The organism is Marinobacter antarcticus (assembly GCF_011049865.1).
GTDB lineage: Bacteria > Pseudomonadota > Gammaproteobacteria > Pseudomonadales > Oleiphilaceae > Marinobacter > Marinobacter antarcticus_A.
Window position 1 is genome coordinate 1 of the sequence record NZ_DRGY01000115.1, and the last position, 24,567, is coordinate 24,567.

The 24,567-nt window shown below is 57.1% G+C and carries 21 protein-coding genes; 3 read left to right on the plus strand and 18 right to left on the minus strand.

Annotated features, from left to right (window positions below; translation table 11 throughout):
• Window positions 1–228: 228 nt before the first annotated feature.
• The 3 genes from ENI00_RS14150 to ENI00_RS14160 all read right to left on the minus strand — a co-directional run bounded on the left by ENI00_RS14150 (window position 229) and on the right by ENI00_RS14160 (window position 1,911).
• Entirely contained in the window at window positions 229–807 is a 579-nt protein-coding gene (locus tag ENI00_RS14150; protein ID WP_304103732.1) for a porin family protein, read from the minus strand.
• Between the two features lie 271 nt (window positions 808–1,078).
• Window positions 1,079–1,588: a hypothetical protein gene (locus tag ENI00_RS14155; RefSeq protein WP_304103735.1), complete on the minus strand. Its 510-nt coding sequence runs from the start codon at window positions 1,586–1,588 to the stop codon at window positions 1,079–1,081.
• Window positions 1,588–1,911: a hypothetical protein gene (locus ENI00_RS14160; RefSeq protein WP_304103738.1), complete on the minus strand. Its 324-nt coding sequence runs from the start codon at window positions 1,909–1,911 to the stop codon at window positions 1,588–1,590. Before ENI00_RS14160 ends, ENI00_RS14155 begins: the two co-directional genes overlap by 1 nt.
• Before the next feature lie 232 nt (window positions 1,912–2,143).
• Here ENI00_RS14160 and ENI00_RS14165 point away from each other — a divergent pair, with 232 nt between their 5' ends.
• On the plus strand, window positions 2,144–2,932 hold the full coding sequence (locus ENI00_RS14165) for a substrate-binding periplasmic protein (RefSeq protein ID WP_304103740.1): 789 nt from the start codon (window positions 2,144–2,146) through the stop codon (window positions 2,930–2,932).
• A 36-nt stretch (window positions 2,933–2,968) separates the two neighbouring features.
• On the opposite strand, the gene ENI00_RS14170 is transcribed toward ENI00_RS14165, so the two are convergent.
• From ENI00_RS14170 to tssB, 15 genes are all read right to left on the minus strand, one after another.
• Window positions 2,969–3,835, minus strand: coding sequence for a DNA ligase (locus ENI00_RS14170; protein WP_304103743.1), 867 nt, complete (start codon window positions 3,833–3,835; stop codon window positions 2,969–2,971).
• Window positions 3,836–3,873: 38 nt separating this feature from the next.
• Entirely contained in the window at window positions 3,874–7,485 is a 3,612-nt protein-coding gene (gene tssM, locus ENI00_RS14175) for a type VI secretion system membrane subunit TssM (RefSeq protein WP_304103746.1), read from the minus strand.
• A 35-nt stretch (window positions 7,486–7,520) separates the two neighbouring features.
• The gene (gene tssA / locus ENI00_RS14180; RefSeq protein ID WP_304103749.1) at window positions 7,521–8,999 is read right to left on the minus strand and encodes a type VI secretion system protein TssA; all 1,479 of its coding nucleotides are present in this window, start codon (window positions 8,997–8,999) and stop codon (window positions 7,521–7,523) included.
• Window positions 9,000–9,027: 28 nt separating this feature from the next.
• Window positions 9,028–9,699, minus strand: coding sequence for a type VI secretion system-associated protein VasI (vasI, locus tag ENI00_RS14185; RefSeq protein ID WP_304103753.1), 672 nt, complete (start codon window positions 9,697–9,699; stop codon window positions 9,028–9,030).
• Window positions 9,696–11,267: a sigma-54 interaction domain-containing protein gene (locus ENI00_RS14190; protein ID WP_304103794.1), complete on the minus strand. Its 1,572-nt coding sequence runs from the start codon at window positions 11,265–11,267 to the stop codon at window positions 9,696–9,698. The genes vasI and ENI00_RS14190 overlap by 4 nt, the downstream gene beginning before the upstream one ends.
• Window positions 11,268–11,432: 165 nt before the next feature.
• Window positions 11,433–14,090 (minus strand): type VI secretion system ATPase TssH, encoded by a 2,658-nt coding sequence (gene tssH, locus ENI00_RS14195; RefSeq protein WP_304103757.1) that lies wholly within the window; start codon window positions 14,088–14,090, stop codon window positions 11,433–11,435.
• A gap of 10 nt (window positions 14,091–14,100) precedes the next feature.
• Window positions 14,101–14,928 (minus strand): type IVB secretion system protein IcmH/DotU, encoded by an 828-nt coding sequence (gene icmH / locus ENI00_RS14200; RefSeq protein WP_304103760.1) that lies wholly within the window; start codon window positions 14,926–14,928, stop codon window positions 14,101–14,103.
• A 3-nt stretch (window positions 14,929–14,931) separates the two neighbouring features.
• Window positions 14,932–16,266: a type VI secretion system baseplate subunit TssK gene (tssK, locus tag ENI00_RS14205; protein ID WP_304103763.1), complete on the minus strand. Its 1,335-nt coding sequence runs from the start codon at window positions 16,264–16,266 to the stop codon at window positions 14,932–14,934.
• The gene (gene tssJ / locus ENI00_RS14210; protein ID WP_304103766.1) at window positions 16,266–16,781 is read right to left on the minus strand and encodes a type VI secretion system lipoprotein TssJ; all 516 of its coding nucleotides are present in this window, start codon (window positions 16,779–16,781) and stop codon (window positions 16,266–16,268) included. Before tssJ ends, tssK begins: the two co-directional genes overlap by 1 nt.
• A gap of 74 nt (window positions 16,782–16,855) precedes the next feature.
• On the minus strand, window positions 16,856–18,190 hold the full coding sequence (gene tagH / locus ENI00_RS14215) for a type VI secretion system-associated FHA domain protein TagH (RefSeq protein WP_304103769.1): 1,335 nt from the start codon (window positions 18,188–18,190) through the stop codon (window positions 16,856–16,858).
• A gap of 20 nt (window positions 18,191–18,210) precedes the next feature.
• Window positions 18,211–19,227, minus strand: a complete 1,017-nt coding sequence (gene tssG, locus ENI00_RS14220; protein WP_304103773.1) for a type VI secretion system baseplate subunit TssG — start codon at window positions 19,225–19,227, stop codon at window positions 18,211–18,213.
• Window positions 19,191–20,963, minus strand: a complete 1,773-nt coding sequence (gene tssF, locus ENI00_RS14225; RefSeq protein WP_304103776.1) for a type VI secretion system baseplate subunit TssF — start codon at window positions 20,961–20,963, stop codon at window positions 19,191–19,193. Before tssF ends, tssG begins: the two co-directional genes overlap by 37 nt.
• 145 nt (window positions 20,964–21,108) lie before the next feature.
• Entirely contained in the window at window positions 21,109–21,537 is a 429-nt protein-coding gene (gene tssE, locus ENI00_RS14230) for a type VI secretion system baseplate subunit TssE (protein WP_304103779.1), read from the minus strand.
• Window positions 21,538–21,540: 3 nt separating this feature from the next.
• The gene (gene tssC / locus ENI00_RS14235) at window positions 21,541–23,022 is read right to left on the minus strand and encodes a type VI secretion system contractile sheath large subunit (RefSeq protein ID WP_304103782.1); all 1,482 of its coding nucleotides are present in this window, start codon (window positions 23,020–23,022) and stop codon (window positions 21,541–21,543) included.
• Window positions 23,023–23,087: 65 nt separating this feature from the next.
• Window positions 23,088–23,582, minus strand: coding sequence for a type VI secretion system contractile sheath small subunit (tssB, locus tag ENI00_RS14240; RefSeq protein WP_304103785.1), 495 nt, complete (start codon window positions 23,580–23,582; stop codon window positions 23,088–23,090).
• Window positions 23,583–23,868: 286 nt separating this feature from the next.
• Here tssB and ENI00_RS14245 point away from each other — a divergent pair, with 286 nt between their 5' ends.
• Both ENI00_RS14245 and greB read left to right on the plus strand, forming a co-directional pair.
• Complete coding sequence (locus ENI00_RS14245) at window positions 23,869–24,129, plus strand: acyl-CoA-binding protein (protein ID WP_304103788.1); 261 nt, start codon at window positions 23,869–23,871, stop codon at window positions 24,127–24,129.
• 31 nt (window positions 24,130–24,160) lie between these two features.
• A partial coding sequence (gene greB / locus ENI00_RS14250; RefSeq protein ID WP_304103791.1) for a transcription elongation factor GreB occupies window positions 24,161–24,567 on the plus strand: 407 nt, incomplete at its 3' end.

Genomic DNA, 24,567 nt, shown 5'->3' on the forward strand with positions numbered 1-24,567 from the left:
CACCTCGCGGTGGACACCCTTGCCGTTCGGCTAACCGTTCCCCTTGCCGGGTCGGTAGCGGACTTGCACCGCCAAGTCATCCCATTGCCACCACAGCTCAGGGAATAGCGCCATCAAGGCGCTGCGCGCCATGCCTGGCGCACCAAAAAAAAGGTGCAAAGACCGAGTCTCTGCACCTTTTTCGGGTTTTATATTAGAGGTTTATATCCTGAGTCATACCACCGATGTTCAGAACTGGAACTTGAGGCCAACCTGCGCGGTGTCAAAGTCCGGGCCGTTGTTATTCAACTGACCATTGAAGTCGCTTTCATCAATGTCGACGTTATAACGGTTGTATTCCAAGAACGTGGTCAGGCGCTCCGTAATGCGAAAGTCGACGCCCGCACCGATCACGGGGCTAATGTCGTCATAGGTTTCGCTCTCGTCAAATGCGTCTACGTCGAGTGCGGCGGCGAAGGCACCGGCTTTCGCATAAACACCAAAACTGTCGGTTAACGGCAAGCGGCCAATCGCCACGAGCGATCCGCCTTTAAGCTTGCCGTCCACGTCGTCTTTACCGAAGTTGCCAAAATCAATGTAGGCAGCTTCCAGCGCAAAGAACTCGTTGAATTGATAACCCACACCCGCACCGTAAAGATCATTCGAATCATCGAAATCTCCACCGTGCGCCTTATAACCGCCGTAGCTGCCTTTGATGTAGGGGCCTGAAGAATCGCGGTCATTTGAGCTTTGGGCAAACGCTACGGGCGCCGCGAATACGCTGGCAGACAAAGCAGTGGCCAATGCAATACGAGTTTTAGGGTTCATAGTGCTTCTTCCTCGCTAATTGGAAATCCATTCGTCAATGGGTTTGCGGGCAGTTTCCTGTATTCATTAATCGTTCCCGACAAACGTGGATCTACTTTATTAGCGCTGCACTGAAATGTGGGTTACAACCAGACTAAAATTTCTTCATGATTCCTTAACCGCCCTGAAAATCTCCTTATAATCAGATAGTTGGAAAATAAAATGCGGAGCGAGCGATGCGACAGCCTAGAACCCCGTGAGGGTTACAGACGCCATCGAGAAATTTGAAGGGTTATTCTGCGGGCACTTTATCCTCTGAAGAGACAGCGCTTTGGTCCGCCTCATCGGATTTTGGCGCGGTGGAGGCGGCTTGCCGCATCAGTATCGTGCCGCCTTGGTAAAGCAGGTTTTTCAATCGAGGATCGCTTTGTTCTGCCACCCCTGCAGCAAAGGCCAGCGCAGCCGCTTCAAGCGGGTTACGGGTAATCAGAGAACGCAACGTGGCAATGGGTGACGTTGAATCTGATTTAGTCTCTGTGCCGTCCGAATCACGAAGTGCTTTGGCAGGACGCGTCATCCGGTAAAAAAACAGGGCCAGCAAACACAAGCATGCAAGCCCCGTGATGGCCATGGCTCCGGGCTCGCCCACCAGGGGCGTCAGAGCCAGGGCGGCTGCGCTCACCAGCAGGTAAAAGCCGGTGACCAACAGCGCAGTGAGCAGCACTATCAAAAGCACCACCGCGGTTACTGCGGCGACAGCCTTGCGAATGGTGCTCTGGATAGTTGCAGAGTCAGGTAACATCAGCGATCAAGCATTTTGCCTACAATGATACCGGCCAGAAACATAAGGATGATGCTGAGGAACGGCCGCTCCCCAATCTTGCCCTCTACGTTGTCTACCGTTTGCGAACCGGCTTTTGTCGCCCGGGTAAGCGCTGCATCGCCGCGTTTACGCAGGTTGTCAAATACGGCGTGGGCCTCTCGGCTGATTTCATCTTTAAGATTATTGGCGTTGGATTTTTGTCCATCCGCAACCGATTTGGTCAGGGCTGCGAGATCTTCACGCAGAAGCTGAAGATCCTCTTTCACGTGGCCATAATCATCGCGTGCTGCTTGCTTTTCCATGAGCTGTCTCCTGATTCGTGTCTGATTTTCATTCGACAATGGATCCGGGCAGGCCGGTTGTTCGAACCCGACGTGTCATCCATAACTTACTCTAGCACATACCGGATATACCCTTCGAAACCCGGCTACGAATTGTCACTGACTTTTAATTGCGAACGCGCGATGATACGACCTCAAAAAAATTATAAAGCCTTGTAAACAGCGCGTAAGAACCATTAATGGGGAATCACAAATGCCTAAAATGTCGGCTCCACCCACTGTGACTATTTTGAACATTGTAAAAACCGGCTTGTTGTCGCTAGTACTGGCCGGCGTTGCGGCGTCTGCCTTTGCGTCCGATCGCTTGTACATCTTTACCGAGAAATATCCGCCCTATAACGATTCCGTTTCCGGCCAGTCTTTTGCACATAATGAAAACGATATCACGGGTATCTGCACCGATATGGTTAAAGCCGCTCTCAAGCGCGTGGATTACGATTACGTCATGAAGATGCGGGCGTGGAGTTATGCCTACAATTGGGTTCAGGATCGAGAGAATCACGGCCTTTTCTGCACCGCAAGAACCGCGGAGCGTGAGGACCAGTTCCAGTGGGTCGGACCTTTGGCGTCTATCAAATGGACGCTTTTCGCCGCTCCGGATTCGGATATTCGACTGAACACCCTTGAAGACGCAAAAGATCTTCAGATCGCCGGTTACAAGGGCGATGTGATGACTGACTATCTGGTTGCCAATGGCTTCAATGTCACCACAGGCGTTTCCGGCGACGTGAATACGAGGCGCCTGATGTTGGGCCAGGCCGATTTGTGGGTAACAGATGGGCTGGTTGGCCCGCTGGTCGCCAAGGAAGAGCACGGCATTACCGGCCTGAAACCCGTGCTGGTGTTCCGTGAAACACCCATGTACCTGGCGTTTAGCAACAACACCGACCCTGCCATTGTCGCCGATATTCAGAAGGCTCTGGACCAAGCCCGAGAGGCTGGGGAGCTTGAGCGAATCGAAAATCGCTACAAGCAGCAGTAACAAGCCAGTGCAACGGCAGCCGAACACAGGCGCGTGCTAATCCGGTTCGTCGTCACGCACTCGCAGGAAACTGGCGAAACGCGGCAGGCCGGTTGCCGTGAAGCCATAGTATTTGAAGGTTATGCGTGCCCCCAACGCTGGGGGCACGGCACGCAATTCGTCACTGAACCCGGTGCCAATGCGAAAGCGGCGGCCACCTGGCAACTCCACCAATAATGCCCCCATCATGCCTTGCAAACGCCCGTTTCCGGCTATGTGCTTGATCACTATGGCCTCGGCGTCTTCAAACGTTTTTACCTTCAGGAGGTCGTCAGAGCGGCCCGCTTCATATTGGCTTTCACGACGTTTTAGCATCACTCCTTCGCCACCCCCGGCAACAACCGCGTCCAGCCGGTTCATCAAGGCCGCGTGGGTCAAAACCGGCGTCTGGTTTACCAGTTCAAGGTAATGGGAATCCGCTTTTTTTACCTGCGCCTTCAGCTTTTGGTAACGCTCTTGAAAAGGCCCAGGGCCGGGTAAATCGAAAACACGATAGCGTATGTTTCGCCACTCACGGTCTACTGGAATCCGCTTGCGCACAGCACCGGAAAGCTCAGCAAAGCGTTGTCGTCCCATCCACAGCTCGCCATCAAGAGGAACGTCCGGAAAGTCTGCCACAAACCAATCCGGCGCTCTATAAACGTTGCCGTTTCGGGATATCAACGTCCGTCCATCCCAGTAAGCCCTGACACCGTCAAACTTCTCGCTAACCCAGTAATCCTCGAGTGCCACCCCTTTGTGGTACGTGTTGGCAACAGGCACCGGCGGCGGGTTGGCATAGCCCGGCCGTGTCGCGCACACCAGAGCCAGCAATAACGCCGGCCACCAACGCCTGAGGGCAATAAGCTCACGCCTGGTCCTCATATTCCGGTTCCCTTAACCCTGTCCATCCTGCTCAACGCTCAGTACAGACTGCGGGGTATTTGATATCCCGATAACAACTGCTGCGTGAACGGGTTGGTGTTGCTGGCGGCGTGCAGACGGTAACGCATTTCGCCGTCATCAACCTGAAATCGGACATCCACCGCACTGTTGCTGACGCCGGTTATGTCGGCTTTATCCAAAAGCCGGAACAGCGCCCACGGGCCACTTTCAGAAAGGCTGCGCGGTGATCGGTTGACCTGTACCGGCACCAGGGTAATCCGGCTTTCCACCGTATCCCTGAGCGTATTGGGCCATACCAGAGGAATGCTCTGGCGTGGGCCATGACTGAACTCCACCAGTTGGCCGTCCAGATTTACAACGCTGCGACGCTTGTTCGAAGACAGGTTTAACGGCTCCAGAGCAAACTCCACATCCAGTGTGCCGCTGCGCGTAAAATAGGCGCTGCGGATTTGGTCAGCTTTTTCCAGAGAGGCCAGCACATCTCTGCGCACCAGTCCGGCCCGGCTGGCATCCCCCACCTGCTCTGGATGATCCTCCAGGAACAGCTTCAGATTTTCCTTATAGAACGTGTTCAATACGCCATCCGGGGCAAAAAATCGCTCGAAATCCTGCAGGGCGAGATCACGACCGGCGCCGGCGTTAAACGGATAGAGTCTGGCCAGGTTTTGTTGAAACGGTTGATAGACCTCGCGATACCACTCGCGCTCAAGTTGCGCCACCGCCTGATCCAGCAGCACACGCCAGCTTTCCGTGGCTAATCGGCTTAGCAGCCGGTTGATCGGCTCGGGCTGGTTCCCCGCCATTCGCTGCAACGTAAAAATCGGGTCTGCACCCTGCAAACCCATTCTGGCGCGAGCGGCATTGAGGGCGGCCTTGCCCGTGTCCGGCGCCTCCTGGATAGTGCGCATGTATTCGTGCAGATCGTTCACCACCACCATAATCTGTTCAAGCCCGCTGGGCTGATCCCCGTTTTTGCGGGTGAGCTGGTTCAGGTTGGTGAACTGGCGTTCGATGTTCTGCAACATGCGAAAGTGAGCCGACTGCTCAAGCAGCTCCCTCGCGGCCGCACTCCCTCCTTCAGCGGCAGGTATCAGAAGCGTATTCCTGCGCACCTGACCCAGCAGCTGGGCCAGCGGTTCGTGGCCGCCGGTAAGGCTTTCCAGTATGCGAACCCCGTGGTTCAAGTCCTCAAAGGGCTGAATATCGACGCGGCTGAGCGCGGTGCGCCAGGCGTTGGCATAGTGTTCAGCGTAGAGATTCTGCAAGCCGGCCTGCAGCTCTGCTTCGTCGGCTTTACTGAAGTCTACGTTGTCACGGCGGCCCAGCACCCAGGCGTCTATCAGCGCAAGCTCAGTCACCGAGCCGGATTTACGCAGGAACCATTTTTCCAAACCGTCCCGGGTCAGCAGAGCCGGGATTCTCAGAGGATTCGGAGCCGATTCCAGCGGCTGTTTTGGCGACTCGTCCGAGAGGTTTTCAGCCGGTTCGCCATATTCGTCTACACGCATGAATACGTTGCTGAAAGCGGGGCCGGATGTGCGGGCCAAATCGGTTGACTCACGGAATTCACGGCCGGCCTCGACTTCCAGATTCCGGTACACACGGTCTGGCGTCGATATCCGCCCCAATTCCCGCTGCGACCACTGTACGCTGCTTTTGAAAGGCGCAAGCGTCATGTTTGCGGTGGCATTGCCGTTGCGGGCTTGCTCAGCCAGATCGGTGTAAGCCATGGCATAATCGAGATGCGCCATCAGTCTTTGCTGAACGTCTCGCCGGCCCGGGAATGCGCGTTGCCAGTAGTCGCTCATGTAGGTGGTTACAATATCGCTGCGGCGACCGCTCGCGTCATAAAGCATTCGTAACACACGCAGGTGTTCGAGGCGCTCTGCGCTGTCGTCCGTTGCCCGGCTCATTTCGCCCATCACGCCAAACATAAGCGCAGGCAGGTATTGGTAAGCCAGCATATCGAGATAGGAGGCTTCTACTTCCCGCCCTACCTTATTGCCCTGGTACAGGCCCATGTCACGGATCAGTGGCCACTTTTTGCGGTGGTCCCCGAACGCCAGTGTTGCCTGGCGCAACTGATCCAGCGGTTTCAGCAGATTACGACCGGTGGTATCCGGCTCGTAGCCCACGGGTTGCCAGTTGTCGACAAAGCTCTGCACCCGCGTCTCGACCGATGCGGCCGCCTCGGCGTTCTTGATGAAATAATGCTGCCAGCCTGCGGTCATGCCAGCGCCCGCGCAAACCGCGACAACGACGGCTACGGCAACGCGGCGCTGGCGACCCCGCACAACCCGTCGGTTGTCGCCGGCAAGTCCGGCCTCGGGATAGATAACCCCGGGGAAAAGCGATTGGGTAAAGAGGCTTGCAGACTGACCCGTCCGCTGAGCAGGTTGAATCGGGCCGGACACCTGATAATGCCTTGCGGCGGCGGACACAAACGCATCCTCCGGCACGCCCTCTTGCACAACCGACGTAAAGTAAGCACCCCGGACAAGTGCCGGCGTCGAGAAGGCGTCCGCCGACAACAGACTGGTCAGAAACGTTTCCAGTACGGGCTTCATGCCGGCCAATTGCCGGGTGAACGAGTAGGCGGCGGCCCTGTCTTCCGCATCCCGGGTGTTCGCAAGCACGTCGGGCAAACGCTCATTCAACTGAGTGATCATGTCGCTGAAGCGTTCTGCGAATTCATTCAGCCAGTCGTCGTTATCCAACTGACCTTCCAGCCTGAAGGTAAACCCCAAAGCCTGTTCTTTCTCATGCTTGCTGAGGGTTCGAACAAACGGGCCGAAGCCGTACAACAAATCCATTTTGGTGAAAGATACATACACGGGTAGGCGCGAGCCTATCTGTTCCATCAACTCCCGGAGGCGTGTTCGCAGCAAAATGGCGTGAGCCTCCCGCTGCTCGTCGCTAGCGGTACTCAGTTGCGCCAGATCCACCGCCAGGATAACGCCATTGAGCGGGCGTTGCGGGCGATTGCGCTCAAGCCATTGGATGAAGTGTCCCCACAATCGCTGCGGTATTTCTCCTCCGGCATCCTGGTTCTGGCTCAGCAGTTCACCGTCCGGATCGATCAGCACGCCGTGATCACCAATCCACCAGTCGAGTCCGAACGGATTGCGATCTGCACGGTTATTACGCGTAACGTTCGTCAGCGTATACGTCTGCCCTGAACGCTGGATAAGGCTGGTTTTTCCCGAGTCCTTCAACCCCATCACCAAATACCAAGGCAGGCGATAAACGCCCCGGCGCCCGGGTAAATTGTTCTTCAGCACCGCAAGCTGCCGATCCAGCAATCGCCGTTGCCGGCGCTCCATGGGGAGAATCGGATCTTCCTGCTCTTTTTGTTCTTCAGCTTTCTCTGCATTGACCTTACCCAGTCGCCGGGCCAGCAAAGTGCCCCAGATTGTGGCAAGCAGTAAAACGACACCCAGTGTAACCAGCGCCCGGGTTTGCCAGGTCGCAAGCGGGAACTCACCGCTCACCTCCCATTTTGGCCCGAGCCACCAGGTGGCAACTACCAGCGCAATCAGGCCCAAAACCACGACAACGGGTGCCGCGCTTCGAATGTATGGCACAAGCCAGCGGCCGACGAGTAAAGCTTTTCTCCACATGGTATCCATTCCTGCTGTTTATCCGTAATCGGTTAGTCAGGCCCTCAGGCCAGCCGCTCAAGTTTTTTCAATAAGGCCGGTTCCCAGTCTTCCATTGCAAGACCACTGACCTGGTGTTGCAGATCCTGGATCTGTCGGGTAGCCAGGCTTATCAGGCCGGCTTCTTTCATCAGCCGCGCCGATGCCAACCGCCAATAGAACTGCTCGCGCGGTTCCCGGGCGCTCGCCAGCCCGTCTTCCAACAGTTGCATCGCTGGCGCCAGGCCTTTCTGGGCGACCAGTTCCCGCGCTGTCTCATAAGCTTGCTCCCACGGGCTTGCCCCGCCCCCGGTATGCGCTGGTGACGGCGCCGACCAGAGCCACTCCTGTACCTCTGCAGACACAAATGGGCTGCCATCGTTAAACGTGATGTCCGCCAACTGAGGCAGTCTTTTCACAAGTTCATCAACTGCAGTGCGAATGGCGTCAGCGCAGCTTTCACACCCCAAAGCAGACGCCACGCCGGCACTGAGCCAGTGACCATCGAGCCAGAACGGGCTGACCGACACACTCTGTTCTATGCGTTGCCACAACACCTGATCCGGCGATTTTTCCAACGCATCACGGTATTCCGCTACCCGGTCGGCACTGACAGCCGCCAGGTCGGAACGCTTGCCATCCCGTGTCGGCGGCACCGATGAGATGCTTTGCCAGAGGGCGTAGCGGCGAATCTGGTAGCCCAGCGGTCGCTCCGGTTCGGTTGCAGTGAGCATATCGGCCACTTTCAAAAGACCTTGCCGGGTGGCCCGCTCATTGCTCGGGTCCAAGGTCAGAGCGCCGAAGGACGGACTGGCGGACATTGTCGAAGCTGCCTTCGCGCTGTGACTTTTGGCGTCAGAGGAGCCGGCAGGTGATGTCGCTGAATTTTTTCCCGAAACCCCTTCCGGGTTTTCTCCCGCGCCCTGTTCGGAATGGGCGCTGGTGTCCTGAGCCTGGGGCAGATTTTCGACGGCGCGCCGGACATCCGCCAAGGCATCACAGGGCATTTCCCGTTCTTGCGCCTGAGTCTCGAGCTTTGCCAGCACAGCCAGACAAAAACGTCGGCCGTCGCCGACGCTGGCATCGAAGGCAACACCCGCCACGCGTTTCACTGTGCGCTGAAGCATTTGGGTGAACATCATCTTCCTCGCCCGTTTTCCCTTATCACCCGGGTATGGCCAGCCCTCTTCCCACCAGGTTTCCAGCACACAGTTCAACAGGTAAAGCGACAGCCCAAAGCGCTCACCGTCACCGCCTCGCTGCAACGAAATCATGAGAAAACCCAGAACTTTCAGGTCTTTACTCCGGGCAGACAGTATCTTCAAGGATCCACTTTCAACCTTGCCCCAATCAATGTCAGCGTGGGCAAGCGAGCCGACTTTCATGACCTCGTTTTCGAGAAACCCAAGGTCGGCGTCTTCTCCCAACGCGATGCCTGTCGCAGACTCGCCCTCGAGAGGCGCCACGATCTGCTCGACGTAAGGGTGCTGTTCGATAACCTGCATATTGCTGTCCTTGCGTTTTGCAGCCCGGCTACCAGCCGCAACGTTCACGGAGCGGGCGAATGGCTTGTTCAAAACCCGTCAGGTCGAATAAAAGTCCGTCGATACGGCTATTCCCGGAGTAAACACGAATATCGGTTTCCCGCCCCATTTCCTTGACGGCTCGAATCGCGGGCAAGCCGCGCCCGACGCTGAGCACGTAGCCGTTATCACGCACTCTCCAGTCGCTGCGGCCCGCGGCATCAGAAGCCCCAAGCCGGAGATTTACCCGTTCCGCGTCCAGGGGCTCTGGCAGCATGAGGGTAAGCTCCGTAATGTTGTTGTGGCATTGCAAGGCGAGTAAAGGTCGGGGCGGTTGTGCGCCGAGCGCCGGCACGGTGACCATGAGGCCCGCGGCCTTGCCTGTGTCGCGATAGGTGGTGCCGCCGGTATCGAATTCGGTTTCGGCCTGTGCATAGGCCTCCCGCCAGCGACGTGAGCGCTTCTGAGCGAGCACGCTGACAGCTGAAACAGCTCCGGCGTCACCCTGCGCCAGAGGCGTGCTGAAAACGTCATCAAAACACGCAAGCCGCTCCAGACGCTGAACCTGGCGGGTGCACTGGCGTGCATCGTCCAGTAATCCGGCCTGAGCAGGCCCGCATACGGCGAACAGGCTCAGAATCCCCAGAGTGCGAACGAGCGTGATGATGTTTGAGTACCTCATACGTCGGATACCTGATACTTCAGGCATTTGTGCGCGAGCGTACGCTTTGGCAAACCAAGACTTTCGGCGGCCTGGGCGCGGTTGCCACCGTACTGCCGCAGGCGATCGCGGATAACCTCGGCTTCAAACGTCTGGGCGGCGGCTTTGAGGTCGCGAATATCGCCCGTATCGGCCAGGGCGAAGGCCTCTGCATCCGATTGCGTGGTTTGAGGATTTGCCGTGCTGCCGGGCGCTGAGAACATGTCCATAAGCCTGAGCACCTCGGGTTGAATGTCGTCTCCAGCAGGGGTTTGCAGGCAGGCCAGCTCTATAATATTGCGCAGCTCTCGGGCATTGCCGGGAAAGTCGTAAGCCGAAAGCGCCTGCAAGGCGTGACTGCTGATACCCAGAGGCCCGGAGCCTTCACGCTCTTTGTAAAAGCGGATGAAGTGGCGACTGAGACATTCAAGATCGTCCAGGCGCTCACGCAGAGGCGTGACGTGAAGCGGAAACTGGCTCAGGCGATAGAACAGATCACGGCGGAAGCGGCCGTCTTCGATGCTCTGATGGAGCGGCTGATGGGTGGCCGCAACCAGCCTGAAATCGGAATGCTGCTCCTGACGGGCTCCAAGAGGCCGAAACTGACGGTTTTCCAGTACGCGCAGGAGCTTGGACTGCAAGGCGGTGGGCATGTCGCCAATTTCGTCCAGAAACAGCGTGCCGCCGCTGGCTTGTGCCAGCAGTCCTTCTTTAGCCTGGTCTGCGCCGGAAAAAGCGCCTTTGGTGTGGCCGAAAAGCTCGCTCTCCAGCAGGCTGTCGGGTATGGCCGCGCAGTTAACCACCACCATGGGGCCATCGGCGCGGTCCGAAAGTTCGTGAATACCCCGTGCGACCACGTCTTTGCCACAGCCGGTTTCGCCTTGAACAAGCACTGACAACTGGCTGCCGGCGGCGCGAACAACCTGAGCGCGCAGTCTGATCATGGGCTCAGAGGAGCCTACAAGCGTTTGAGCCAGTATTTCGCAGCGTTTACGAACGGTTTCTGCGTCGTGCAGGTTGTCCAGAGAGCGTTTGAGCAGGCGGCGCTGCCACACCTGATCACGGCTTTGCAGCTGCGATATCCATTGGTGGGTGAGCAGTTGCAGGAGGCCGCGATACAGCGGCTGGGCGGTTATGCCGCTCCAGTCGGAATCGTCGCGGCAGAGTACGAGTATGCCGAGGGCCCGGCCGTCGTCGCCTCTAAGCGGCTCGAGCCACAGGCATTTTGGGCGGTCGCTGGCTTCGATGAGGCTTTGGAAGCCCGGGTGATCGAGGCGGTAGCTTGCGGCGCGGGTTATCTCCCGGGCTTTGCCGGTTTGCAGCAGGTGCGCGAAGGGGTGGCTGAAGTCGCCACAGTCGAATTCGCCCGGTTCGGACAGCCCGCTGCAGTGCAGTGTGCGACCGCTCAGATCCAGTTCCAGTGCCCAGCAGCGGGTCAGGCCGAAGGTGTTTGCCAGCTGTGTTGTGGCGGTTTTCAGCAAATCCGGCAGTGTTGTTTGCCGGGTCAGTGCGACCGCAAGCTCGATGCCGGTGTGCAGTTCCATCTGCATCTGTCCCATTTTTCCTTTCCCGTCCTGTGTCTTCCTGCGGCCGCTCAGCAAACCATCTGGCTACCGAAACACGCTGTGAATACGTCCGTGTACGCTTGGCTACGCCATCCATGGCTCCGCACAGTTTCGGGAGCCAAATGGCTTACTTCGCTACTCTGCGTAGGGTCAGGCTACTGTTCCTGTGAACCTGTTTTCTGATGTACCTAGAGTTACCCTCTTAACCGGCTCCTTCGCTGCCAGCTTTTCCAGTAGCGCCAATGAGATTGGAGGCAGAAGCTCTCCTTCAATGATGGATTCCAACATCCGCGCTCCATTTTCACTGCGGGTGGCGCGGCTTCGAATGGCTTCAACCAGGCCGTCTTCCATGACCACTTCTGTGTGGTAGCGATCGCGAATCTGGTCGGCCAGGCGCTCCAGTTTGTCACCAACGATGCGGTTGAGGGTGTCTTCGCCCAGTGGCAGGTAGGGCACCACTTCCATTCGGGCCAGCAGGGCCGGTTTGAAGAAGTCGGCAAGTTCGGGATACAGCGCTTCTTCCAAGTTCTCCGGGTGTTCGGCGTGGTGGACGATGGTCTGGTAGCCGAGGTTGGAGGTAAGGAAGAAGACGATGTTTTTGCAGTCGATCAACCGGCCTTCGCCGTCTGCCAGCTCGCCTTTGTCGAAGGCCTGATAAAACAGGTTGAGCACTTCCGGATGGGCTTTTTCTACTTCGTCCAGCAGCACGACGGAGTAGGGTTTCTGGCGGATGGCTTCGGTGAGGATGCCGCCTTCACCATAGCCCACGTAGCCCGGCGGTGAGCCGATCAGGCGGGAGACGGTGTGTTTCTCCTGATACTCGGACATGTTGATGGTGGTGAGGAACTGGCGGCCGCCGTAGAGCAGTTCGGCGAGCTGCACGACGGTTTCGGTTTTGCCGACGCCGCTGGGGCCGACCAGCAAGAATGCGCCCATGGGCCGACCGGGGCGGCGAAGGTCTGCGCGGGCGGTGAGCAGGTGCTGGTGCAGGCAATCAATGGCGGTATTCTGGCCTTTGATGTGAGCTTGCAGGTAGGCCGGCAGGTGGGTGATTTTCTGTAGTTCGTCGGCGGTCATGCGGTTAACGGGGATACCCGTCCAATCGGCGATGACCTCGGCAATCTGGCGGGCATCTACCCGTGCGTGCACCAGCGGATCGTCGCCTTGTAATTGAGTCAGTTCCTGTTCGAGGGCGGCCGCTTCGTTTTGCAGGTTTAGATGCTCTTCAAGACCGAGCTCTTCTACCAGATTTTTGCCTTCGCTCATGGCATCTTCGACCATCGTATCTTCGCTCTGGACCGGGTTAAGCAACTGCTCCCGGATCTCTACCAGGCGGGCGACCAGTTCCCGTTGGGCGTTCCAGCTTTGCTCCAGTTCCGCTGCCTGCTCGTTCAGTTCGGCGAGGCGCTGTTGCAGTTCTGTTTCGCGGGCGGCATCAACGGTCTGGCCGAGGGTGTGTTCACGGCTGAGCAGTTCCTGCTCCATGGCGAGTTGATGTCGTTCGCTGTGCACGTGGCTGAGCCTGCGGGGTGGCGTGCTCAAGTTCAGACTCACGCGGGCGCAGGCGGTATCCAGCACGTCGATGGCCTTATCCGGGAGCTTCCGGCCGGCCAGGTAGCGGGCGGACATGTCGGCAGCGGCTTTCAGGGCGCTATCCGCAATAAGCACCTTGTGGGATGTTTCGTACACGGCCCGCAGGCCGCGCAGAATGTGAACGGCCTGTGCCGGGCTGGGCTCATCCAGCGCCACCGGCTGGAAACGGCGACTGAGGGCCGAGTCTTTTTCGAAGTATTTTTTGTACTCGCGCCAGGTGGTGGCGGCGATGGTACGCAGCTCGCCTCTTGCCAGTGCCGGCTTGAGCAAATTGGCAGCGTCGGAGCCGCTTTCGCTGTTGCCAGCGCCGATCAATGTATGGGCTTCGTCGATGAACAGAATAATGGGCGTGGCTGAGCCTTTCACCGCTTCTATCACGCCTTTCAGGCGTTTCTCGAATTCGCCTTTTACCGAGGCGCCGGCCTGCAGTGCGCCCATATCAAGCGTCCAGAGTTGAACCTTTTGCAGGCGATCTGGCACGTCGCCGGTAACGATGCGCAGGGCAAGGCCTTCCACAACCGCACTTTTGCCAACGCCGGCATCCCCCACCACAATGGGATTGTTCTTGCGTCGGCGGCAGAGGATATCAATCATCTGGTCAATTTCGGCGTCTCGACACACCACCGGGTCCAGCTTTCCTGACCGTGCCAGAGCGGTAAAATCAGTTGCGTAGCGCTTGAGCGGGTCCATGTCCGTCTCGGCCCGGCTTGCGCCAGCTTCGCCTTGCTCTATGGCCGGTCGCTCGGCAGAGCCCGTGGTCATGGCGTCGAACTGACGGCGCAGGTGTTCACGGTTGATGTCCCGAAGCTGCTGGCTTACCTGTGGCATCAGGTAGCGGTTGGCGTTCAGCAGCAACGCCAGGAATACCGCACCTGAGCGCAGATCACGATGGTTCAGCTCGGTTGAAGCCAGCAGCCAGGCGTCTTGCAGCAGATCAATCAGCAGCGGTGAAAAAGACGGATAAGCCTCTGCCGTCTGCGGTTCGCCGTTGAGGCTTTCACCGACAACCTGCTGAAACGTCTGATGGTTAATTCCGGCCTGCTCCAGTATCTGGCGCGCATCACAAAACGGCGTTTCCAGCAATTTGAACAGCATGTGAGCCGGGGTAATTTCTGCGCCCTGGCGGCTGATACAGAGGGCCGCGGAGGCTTCCAGCCCGTTGCGGCAAATGTCATTGAGGCGCCCGATAAGCGCCGGTAGTTCTACCCGAATCACAGTGATATCCCTATTTCGGTAGTTGTTCCAGTACGCTGAGCACATCCCTGATGCGATCTTCCAGCGCTATGTTGTAAAGACTGTAAATGCCCGCCATGACCACCACAAACAGCCCTGCAATACCCCAGAGCGGCAGGCCGCTGCGCAGCCGGTTACGCGCCGGCGTTACATTGATCTGTGCGTCTGCAAGAGCCCCCGGGCTCTGGTCTGCTCTGAGTGATCGCAGTTGTTCGTGCAACCCTCGCAGAATCTGTTCGTATTCATCCCGGCCGTTTTCCATCACTTTGTAACGGCCTTCAAAGCCCAGACAAAGGCAGAGGTAGATAAATGCCAGCATGTCTTTGTAACGCGCCGGCTCCCGCTCCATGCGCGCGAGGATGGTGAACACTTTTTCACCGCCCCAGGTTTCGTTGTGAAAGCGTGACAACAGCGAGTGCTGAGACCAGATACTGTGGGCACCCCACTCCGTGCCCAACACCGCCTCATCAATAAACGCACACAGTACATAACGGTAAGCCACCACCGTAGGACGCTCGTAGCCCTGTTCGACCAGCTCGCGATCGATAGCGGCCACCTCGTCCACTACCTGTCGGTAGAGGCTGTCAACCGAGCCGAAATCCGCCAGCCGACGAATCCGGATCACCAGCCCGAGCAGAGGTGTGGCGGCATCGGTCAGACGATTGTGTTCCTGCCCCCTGAGCTGGAACTGTTCATTACCAAACTCACCGCCGGCGGGTCCGTTTTGCGGTTGTTCATCGGCGAACAACAGGTCGCTGAATTCGCGGGTATTGGCACGCCCGCTGCCGTTGGGCAGATCGATTGCCGGTGCATCTGTCATGATTTAGTTCCTGATTGCCCAGAACTGCATTTCCAGACCCGGGAAGCTGCCCGCGACGTGGAAAGCAAAACCGCTGGCGTTATCGAGCATTTGCCAGGCCTGGCTTTGGTCGTCCAGCCGAAAGTACACAAACCCGGCGTGATAGGGCAACTGGCGCGGCGCCACCGGCAAGGCCGACAGTGGAATGCCCGGCAGTTGCAGGCTGATGAGATCGCGGATTTTCTCCACCGAGGCCACTTTGCACTGTTGGGTAAACTGCTTGCGCAGATCATCCAGCGGCATATCGGCTTTGACCGCCAGAATGAATTCGGCACTCTGAATCAACTGGCCGTCCTGAACCGGGGCTACCGTCAACCCGTATTGGCGCTGCTGCAACTGAATGGCCAGAGCGCGAGGCTCCAGTACGGTGCTGAGGGATTGCCGCAATACCTGCATCAGCGGTGTAAAACTGTCTTCAGGCAGATCGTGATCGTACGCCGGGTATTCCCGGGGCAGACGGCCTTCGTCGGTAAACGTCACCAGTTCACCGCAGAGTTCCAGCAAGGCTTCGTACAGACGTTCCGGATGCAACTGCCGCAGGCGGGCCAGATGCATGAATCTGGGGTGCGCCCGGTTCAGCATCTGCAACAGCATGAAATCCGCTACATCGGCAACACCGCCCTGCCCCGGAGCTCCAACACGTTCCGCAATACTGCGGGCACGTTCGCGCATCAGGCCCGCCATTTCACCGACAAAGCGCTGCAATCTGAGTGCCGAGCGAACGCTTAGCATGGTGGGAATGAAGTTCGGATCCATTACCAGGCTGCCATCCGGGCGCTTCTCCAGAATCCGGCCGATGGCCAACGCGGCATACGCGCTTCGATCATCCCGCTCCAGCATAAGCCTGGGTGCAACTTGAGCCACGTCGATGACGTGGGCATCGCCATCAATAGAGTGCAAATCCCGGATTTCGGCACTCTGAGCCCGGAAACGCCCGGCCACCGGCGCATCCGGCCATTCCACCTCCATCAGACTGTTGCTGCCCAGCGGCAGGGCCAGATACACAATCTGGTTGGCAACGGATGCATCGGCGATCTCCAAAGGCTCCGGCATTACGTCATCCTGGGGCAAATTGAAACGGATGCCGTCGGGAAACAGCCCGCGGGCCCGCACCAAGCCGATACGCCCAAAACTCAGATACTCGGCGTTCAGTTCGAGATCACTGAAACCATAGAGGTAATCTGACACGGCGAGAGATCGCTCATTGATCTGGTGCTCAAGATACCGCTGCTGCTGTTGGAAATGCTGTGGCTTGATAAAAAGACCATCACTCCAGACGACTCGATTGGTGACCGCCATCAGGATTCTTCCGCCCGCTTGAGTTGTACTTCTCTGTCTCGCAGATTCACCAGAAGATGATAGCGACCCCCGACAGGATCCACCTTGACCACCTTTTTCCACTGGGACAGATTTGGATAGGCATAGAACGCAATCACCCCGATAAACCGGGTGTCGCCGCTGATCTCGAATGATTCCACAAACTTGAACTGTCCGGGCACGAGAGCGTAATCATTGTGATCTATGTAGTTCCGACCCAATGAGTCCTCCAGCTCGTTCAACAACTGGTCAAAGTCGCCGGCCATCAGCAACGAGCTGTCACGCAGTTCAATAATCTGAAAGGCGATCGGTGTGGGCGCCAGGGATTCGTTGGGATTCACACCTGGTTCGGCAACCATGGTCAGATCCACCCGGCTGGGAAGGTCCTCCGGGTAACCCACGGGGATATCCGGATCCCATAGCACTTTCGCGGTTTTGGTAACGGCGTTGTAAGGCGTGCTGCATCCCGCAAGCACAAACACCATGGCCAGCGCCATCGTCGGCGCCCTCCACCGCACTGTCCACAGCGCTCTCCACAGCACCTTCCACAACACAGCACATTTGCAGAATTTCACAACAGATTCTCCCTTTGTAGTTGGCGCAGATGCTGGTCGTAAGCCTGGTCAAACACCTCCTGAAACAGGCGTTCAAAACCCTGCTGACGACTCGATTTCAATTCCCGGTAATAATGCTGGTACATATCCCAGGCCCAGCGGCCTTCATCTTCAGACTTTTGCAGGCCACGCCGATAGCCGTGAAAGCGGCGGAGCAACGCTTCCGGTGAGAACGCGTGGAGGATGGCCTCCAACGCTTCGCTGATGGCCTCGCGGGTGGCTCGCTGATGGTGGTTAAGGCTTTGCAGGCTTTCCTGCACGGCGGCAGGTGCCGACAGATGCACCGGGCTGCGCTGGCTCGCGAACAGGGTCTGAACGGTTTCTTCGTAGTCACCACCAAGGCGCAACGGATTGTCTTCGATAGGTTGCAAACGGGTGCGCAGCGCCTGATGACGACTGTCTTCATTCTGGTGTAGGTCCAGCAACCCTTCTATTGCCGCTTTAAGCGTTTGCCCGGCCTCTTCCAGAAACAGCTGCATATCGTCGCTGTCAGCAAAGGTGAGCCCCGATTCCAACCCGTGCATCAGCGGGGCGGCACTGATGTGCTTGCGGCTCTGATCGCTCTTTGCCGCACCCGAGTCTCGGCCCGGTGCGGTGGTATTGGTGTGCGACATCCTGTCTCTCTCTCCTTTTCCTACCGGAAGCCCCATCGCGACATCGCGGTTTTCCCGGTATTCATCCGTTACGTCGGTTTCCTTGGCGAACCATTCGCGCTCGCTTGCCATCAGTGTGCGTTCCTCCTGATCAGCGCAAGCCGGTTCATTCTTCCAATGCATCATGGGATCCGCGCTGAGGATGTCTGTGGCCGCGGGTGCCAACCCTTCCAACGGTTCAGTGACCTGCAGGCGCGCGCCGTCAGCTCCCCGTGCCAACTCGCCTTCGGCTACATCCACCAGCTCTCTGTCTTCCGAGGCCGCACGATGTTCTCTGGATGGCCACGCTTCATCAGCCGGCGCGGCTGACAGCTCGGCCCTCAGGCGGTAGCGACCTATGCTGACCGTATCGCCCTCCTTCAATCTTGCGCGGCGACCTCGGCCGACCGGCTGGGTGGCGCTGTTGATGTAGGTTCGACCACTGCGATCAATCAGGCAGAAGCCACCCTCCAAAAGCCGAACTTCCGCGTGGCACGGAACCGCGCCCGTGCGATGCGCTGACAACTGCCAGGTGTCGTTGCCGGCTGTGCCAATGGACCCTCCTTGAGGGCCGAAATTGTGCTCAATACTGGCGCCACTTCGTGTGGTGCCCGGGTTAGTGACTGTGAGCTTCAGGCTGGTTACTGGCCGTTCGTCCATGATTGCGTTCCTTTTCCCTGTTAACGGCGTATCTGAATTCGCACCGCTGGCCGACGCCGGGATTTTTCCGGCGTCAAGAATGAGTTCCAGCCAAGCCGCACCTCCTGCCCTAGTTGCATGGGGCGGATATCCTGAGCCCGCATTTGCAATTCGAGGTCGTAAGCCAGCTGCTCACGAGTAGCGAATTCCACCAGTTTCAGTAAGCGCTGGTAATCCTGTCCGTTGGGCAGAAAATCGGCAAAGCGCTGGCGGCTCAGATTTCGAATTCGAAGGACAAATTTGCCGCTGCGATCACGGATCTGCGCTCCCACCAACGTGTCGTTTCCAAGCGTCGCATTGCTCTGGCCCAAGCGTGTTTGCTGATCATCGGCAATGGCAACCTTGCGAAGAACCCACTGTTCAATGCTGACATCGTCCAGATCAAAACAGTGACCCACGATGCCGCTAACCACTTCCGGAGAACGGCTCCGACCCGCCATCAAACCGGAGTAAGCCAGCATTTTCGACCAGTTGACCGGCGTAGCGTCTCGCAGCCGGCTATCGCCAAGGCCTATAAGCGCGTAAATAAGATCGGAAAAGCCGTCTGACGCGCCCGGGCGAAAACGCACGTAGTAGCGGTATTTTCGCCACGAACGATGAAACAGGGTGACCAGCCGGTGGTTGAAAAAATCCAGAAAATGCCGTCGAATACCGAGATTCTGCCCGGCCTCCCAGGCCAGATCCTCAAGGTAATAGCCAGGCAATGGCGACTGTGAGCCGTGCAGGCCCAGAAAACTTACTTCCATCTGATAGGGTGCGTGTTCGTGCTCCGGGGACAACGCCGACACCACATCACTGCCGGGAAACCCAAGCCCCGCCGAGGCGGAAAACCGGATGCGCTCCCGGCGCGGCTGGTCGTCCTCGCCACGCTCCAGATCATCACCGTGATGCCGGTGAATCAAATCCACAAGCTGAAAAAAACTGTAGCGCCGCGCATTGCCCAGGACGGGTTGCAGGCCGACTACATCAGCGGCTGCTGACCCTGCTGTAACGTCCATGTGTACCGTTCCTGGTTGTCTGTATTCACCACTTCCAGTTGGTGAAATGCGTTGATGCTGGCGTAAAGTGCGAAGAATTGGCTGAGTACCGTACCAAACAGGTATAGATCGCCTTCCGAGGCAAAGGCCTGCTGGTCCAGTTTTAACACCGAGCGAATGCCCCGAACCGGCAGCCCGCGGATCATCCTGTCTACCGGTGTGGTTTCGATTGCGCTGATACCGGCAAGGCGCTTCTGGGATACCCGCTCAGCCTGACGGTCTACCAGTGCGCGAAAGTCATACACCCGCAATACGGTGCGCAGGGCGTCCACGTCCAGCATCGAAAGATAGTTCAGGGATAGATTCGAGATTAGCGTCCACAACAGACTGCCATCAAGGGTGGGTCTCAGGGTTGCGGTGGGTCGCGTGATATTGCTGAACGATGCAAACGCTGGCGTGGTCTCGGTCGCCATGCACACCTCCCCGATCGCCAACTGCTGGGGTAGTTGGCGATTGGTGCAGGTAAGCGTCAGCGATATTGCTTCCTGACGATCGAAACACTCGGACTCGTCGCCACGAACGAACGCGATGTAGTGATCAAATCCATCGCCGCGCACACTTTCCCGGGCTCGCACCCTGTAATACAGGGCTGTGCGGCCGCGATCCCGCTCCACTTCGTGCTGAAAGCTTTCAAACGCTGTGTAAATCCTGGGCTCACCCCGCCCGGAGCGACCCTCCAGCCAGCCTTCGACCTGTTCGATATTGAACACCTCAAAATGGTCCGGTGAGCGGCTTGAAGCCAGAATCCGGTATTCCGTTTGCCGCCCGTTAAGGTCGACCGGCTCGCCCTCATGGTTGAACAGATTCACCGCCGGCGTGCAATAGAGCTGCATATTTTCAGCTCTGACTCGCGCATCCGGCGGCAAAATCCGGCTGAAATGAAATCTTAGCCGGATTTCATCTGCCTGAATTGCCGGCAACCGGTTTCCCAGGCCAGTAATGTCCACAAATCGGAACGCCTCAGGAAAGCTGAGATATTCCTGCAGAATCCGATACCCCGGGTAGGCATTTTTGGGATAGGGCAGCATGGTTTCATCACTGGAAAATCCGACTGGTTGCAACAGCGAGGATGGCAGGCTATAAACCGACTCCCCGACCACAAGCTCCATGCGGCTGAGATAGTGGTTCAGCCAAAGATACAGCGTCTCTGCCGTATGGTTGTCGCCACCAAGATAAAACCGCAGTGTGTCGAGGCCCAAAGCGCTCAGTGGCTGATCGGTATGCAGGGCCAGATCCACGGTCATTGATGACACTTCCCGGGAGTGTTCTGCCTGAGCATTCGCCACGCTGATGGGAAACACATCAACGACACGGCAGGTGCGAAACCTGCATTGAGTTTGTCGGGTAGGGTCTCCGATTGGTCGGCTTTTGATCTCGGTGTGACGCTCAACCCGTTGGCGTTCACTGATGGCATGCAGTTGGGGATCAAACCGCATGATGGTGCAACTGGGAACCGGCCGAAGGTAGTTAGGCCAGAGCATATTGAGCAGAGAGTGCGTCAGTTCGGGGAACTCGTCCTCAACTTTCTCGCGAAGTTTCCCGGTCAGAAACGCAAAGCCTTCCAGAAGTCGCTCAACGTCCGGATCTGTGCTCTGCTCAGACAGGAAGCGCGTCAGTTGCGGATGGGCCTCCGCGAACTCTCGCCCCTGTAATCGCAGAAAGCTCAGTTCGTCTCTGTAAAATCGGTTTAACTTCATACTGCTACTGCGTCCTTGGGAGTATGAGCCGGTGGGTATACTTTTCTTCCGGGAAAAACAACTCGCTGCGCTCAGGCATTTTTTTCCCTGCAAAAAAGCATCCCCACCGTCTTCTGCCATCCTTGGTTATTGCTGATCTTTTTAACTACATCACTCGGTAGTAGCGTTTGTCATCCAGTAATAAATCTATGGTTGTTTTGTCGTCTTTTGCGCCGTTGTTCAGGTATACCGTTACCTGGAAACGCAGCTGCAATGGATCCGGGCCTTGGGGCAGCGCAACAACATCAACGCGCTGGACCCTGGGCTCGTATTTTTCGATGCACTGGCGAATCGCACTCCGGATCTGGATACTCAGATCATGGGTGCCCAGGGTCGCGTCATTGAAGTCGAGCAACCCCAGTTCCGGCACGCAGGCACTGTTGCCAGGGTGGGCATTGAGCAGGCGCACCATGTGGCGTTTGATGGAATCCACCACGTGAGTGACTTCGCCCATGCCTTGCCCTGCGGGAGCAGCAGCCTGCTCCAATCGTTCGAACAGGCTGCCTCCCCTGGTTTGTCCGTCGCCACTGAGCACGGATTAATCCTTGTCCAGACGGCCCACAAGCGACAGTTCGAAGTTGGCTCCCATATATTTAAAGTGCGGACGCACGGCCAGGGACACCTGGTACCAACCCGGATCGCCTTCCACATCGGATACGGTTATTTTTGCGGCGCGCAACGGGCGGCGACTGCGTACGTCGGCGGGAGGGTTCTCCTGATCTGCCACATACTGTCGAATCCAGGTGTTCAGTTCGCGTTCCAGATCCTGACGTTCTTTCCAGGAGCCGATCTGTTCCCGCTGCAACACCTTGATGTAGTGGGCGAGGCGGTTAACGATCATCACGTAAGGCAGTTGGGTTCCCAGTTTGTAGTTGGTCTCCGCTTCCTTGCCTTCCTTGGTGCTCGGGAACTGTTTGGGTTTCTGCACGGAGTTGGCAGAAAAGAACGCTGCGTTATCACTGCCTTTGCGCATGGTGAGCGAGATAAAGCCTTCGTCGGCCATTTCGTATTCACGGCGATCGGTGATCAACACTTCGGTGGGGATCTTGGCTTCCAGTTGGCCGAAAGATTCGAACATGTGAACCGGCAAATCTTCGACAGCACCGCCGCTTTGCGGACCGATAATGTTCGGGCACCAGCGATACTTGGCAAAGCTTTCCGTCAACCGGGTGGCGAGCAGGTACGCGGTATTACCCCACAGGTAGTGCTCGTGATCGCCGGAAACGTCTTCTTTGTAGTTGAAGCTGCGCACCGGATTCTCGCTGGGGTCGTAGGGCACCCGCAACAGGAAGCGCGGCGACGTCAAACCCAGGTAACGGGCATCTTCGGATTCCCGCAGCGCGCGCCATTTGGCGTATTTCGGGCCTTCAAAAACGGCTTTCAGCTCTTTGATCGCCGGCAGTTCCTGGTAGCTGTCGACGCCAAAAAACGACGGCGCAACGGAGGACAGGAAGGGTGCATGGGCCATGGCGCCTACCGATGAAACATGCTGCAACAGCTTCATGTCCGGGGTGGACGGCGTGAACGAGTAATTACCCACCACGGCGCCTACGGGTTCGCCGCCGAACTGACCATATTCCGTAGAATAAATGTGTTGGTAAAACCCGGTCTGGGTAACGTCCGGAGCGAATTCGAAGTCTTCCAGCAGTTCGGTTTTGGTGGCGTGCAGGATATCCACTTTAATGTTCTCGCGGAAATCGGTGCGGTCAACCATCAGCTTGAGACCGCGCCAGGAAGATTCCAGCTCCTGCAGTTTTGACGCGTGCAGGATTTCATCCATCTGGGCGCTGATTTTGCGATCCAGTTCGACCACCATCTGATCGACCAGTGCCTTGTTGACTGGCTGACCTTTCTCTTCGCTTTTCAGCAGATTCGCGATGAACGTCGCAACGCCTTTGCGGGCAACATCATAGCCTTCATCAGCCGGAGCCATGCGACTGTTGGCCATTACCTGGTCAAGTAACGAGCCTTCCATTACAGATTCGGAGGCAGCAGATTGCTGCTCAGTAGTATCAGACATACCACATCCCTTTAGTACGTGATTGATATTCAGTGGTGGCCATCGCGTTCAGGCGACGGTATTGATTACTCGCTGTCGGTAGCCAGTTCAAGCTCGGTCAGCAACGCTTCCCTGGCCTGGTCGTTATCCAGCAGTTCCTGCAGTTTTGAGCGGAACGAAGGCACGTTGCCCAGCGGGCCTTTAAGCGCTACAAGCGCTTCCCGAAGCTCAATAAGCTTCTTCATTTCGGGAACCTGGCGGGCAATGCTGTCGGGCGAGAAATCTTCCAGAGACTGGAATTCAAGATGCACCGGCAGTTCGTCGGCCGCGTCTTCCAGCTGGTTTGCGACGGTGGTAGAAAGCGTGAGACCGGCTTCCTTCATGACAGAACGAAAGTTGTTCTTGTCGACAGAAATGGCCTTACGTTCTTCAATGGGGGTTTCTTCGGCGTGTCCCTTGAAATCACCCACGACGAACATTTTCAGCGGCAGCTCAGTTTCAGCCTGCTGATCTCCGGTGGCGGGGACATACTTAATATTGATGCGCTCTTTCGGCGCGACAGAACCGTCTTTGGACGACATGGCTTGCTCCCTGTGCAAATCATTTGCAGTTGTTCAATCCCTGGTGCGCTCCTTCCTGGAACGCAACGCTGAAACTGTACACAGATGGTTCAGGTTTCTCAAGCAAAAATTGGCCAGCAAAGCATCAGAATGTGGGATTTGGGCAAACGCTTGCCAAAGTGCCTGTGTCCTCCGGGCCAGAATAACCGGGGAATCGGCCAATGACGGCAGTCGGCTCCGTGGCTATACTCCTGTAAGCTTGGACGCGTGTCATCGCGCTCTCACAACAACCAAGGAGGAAACGACTATGAGCGATCTAAACGCCAGATTCGACGAGGCCGTCAACGATATCCAGAATGCGGAAGGCGATTTCAAGCCCTCTAATGAAATGAAGCTGGAGTTCTATGCTCTTTACAAGCAGGGCACCGTAGGGGATGTTTCGGGCAAGCGTCCAGGGATGATGGACTTTGTTGGCCGTGCCAAATACGACGCCTGGGAAAAATGCCAGGGTATGTCGAAAGACGACGCCATGCAGAAATATATCGACAAGCTGGAAGCGCTCAAGTAAACCCCTGATTTCCCCCATCACAGGAGCCGCCTTGAAAACACCACTCGTTACACGACAGGGCTATGATGACCTGCAAAAAGAGCTGGATGAGCTTTGGCGGTTTGAGCGCCCGGAAGTCACCAAAAAGGTTACCTGGGCCGCCAGCCTTGGTGATCGCAGCGAGAATGCGGACTATCAGTACAATAAAAAGCGGCTCCGCGAGATTGACCGCCGGGTAAGGTACCTGAGGCGCTGCCTGGACACCCTCAAAGTGATTGACCTTCGCCCGGAACAAGAAGAAAAAATCTTTTTTGGTGCCTGGGTAGAAGTCGAAAACGATGACGGGAAAACGCTGACATTCCGAATCGTGGGCTACGATGAGATTTTCAATCGCACCGATTATATTTCCATTGACTCTCCGATGGCTCGAGCCCTGTTGAAAAAAGAAGTAGGCGACGA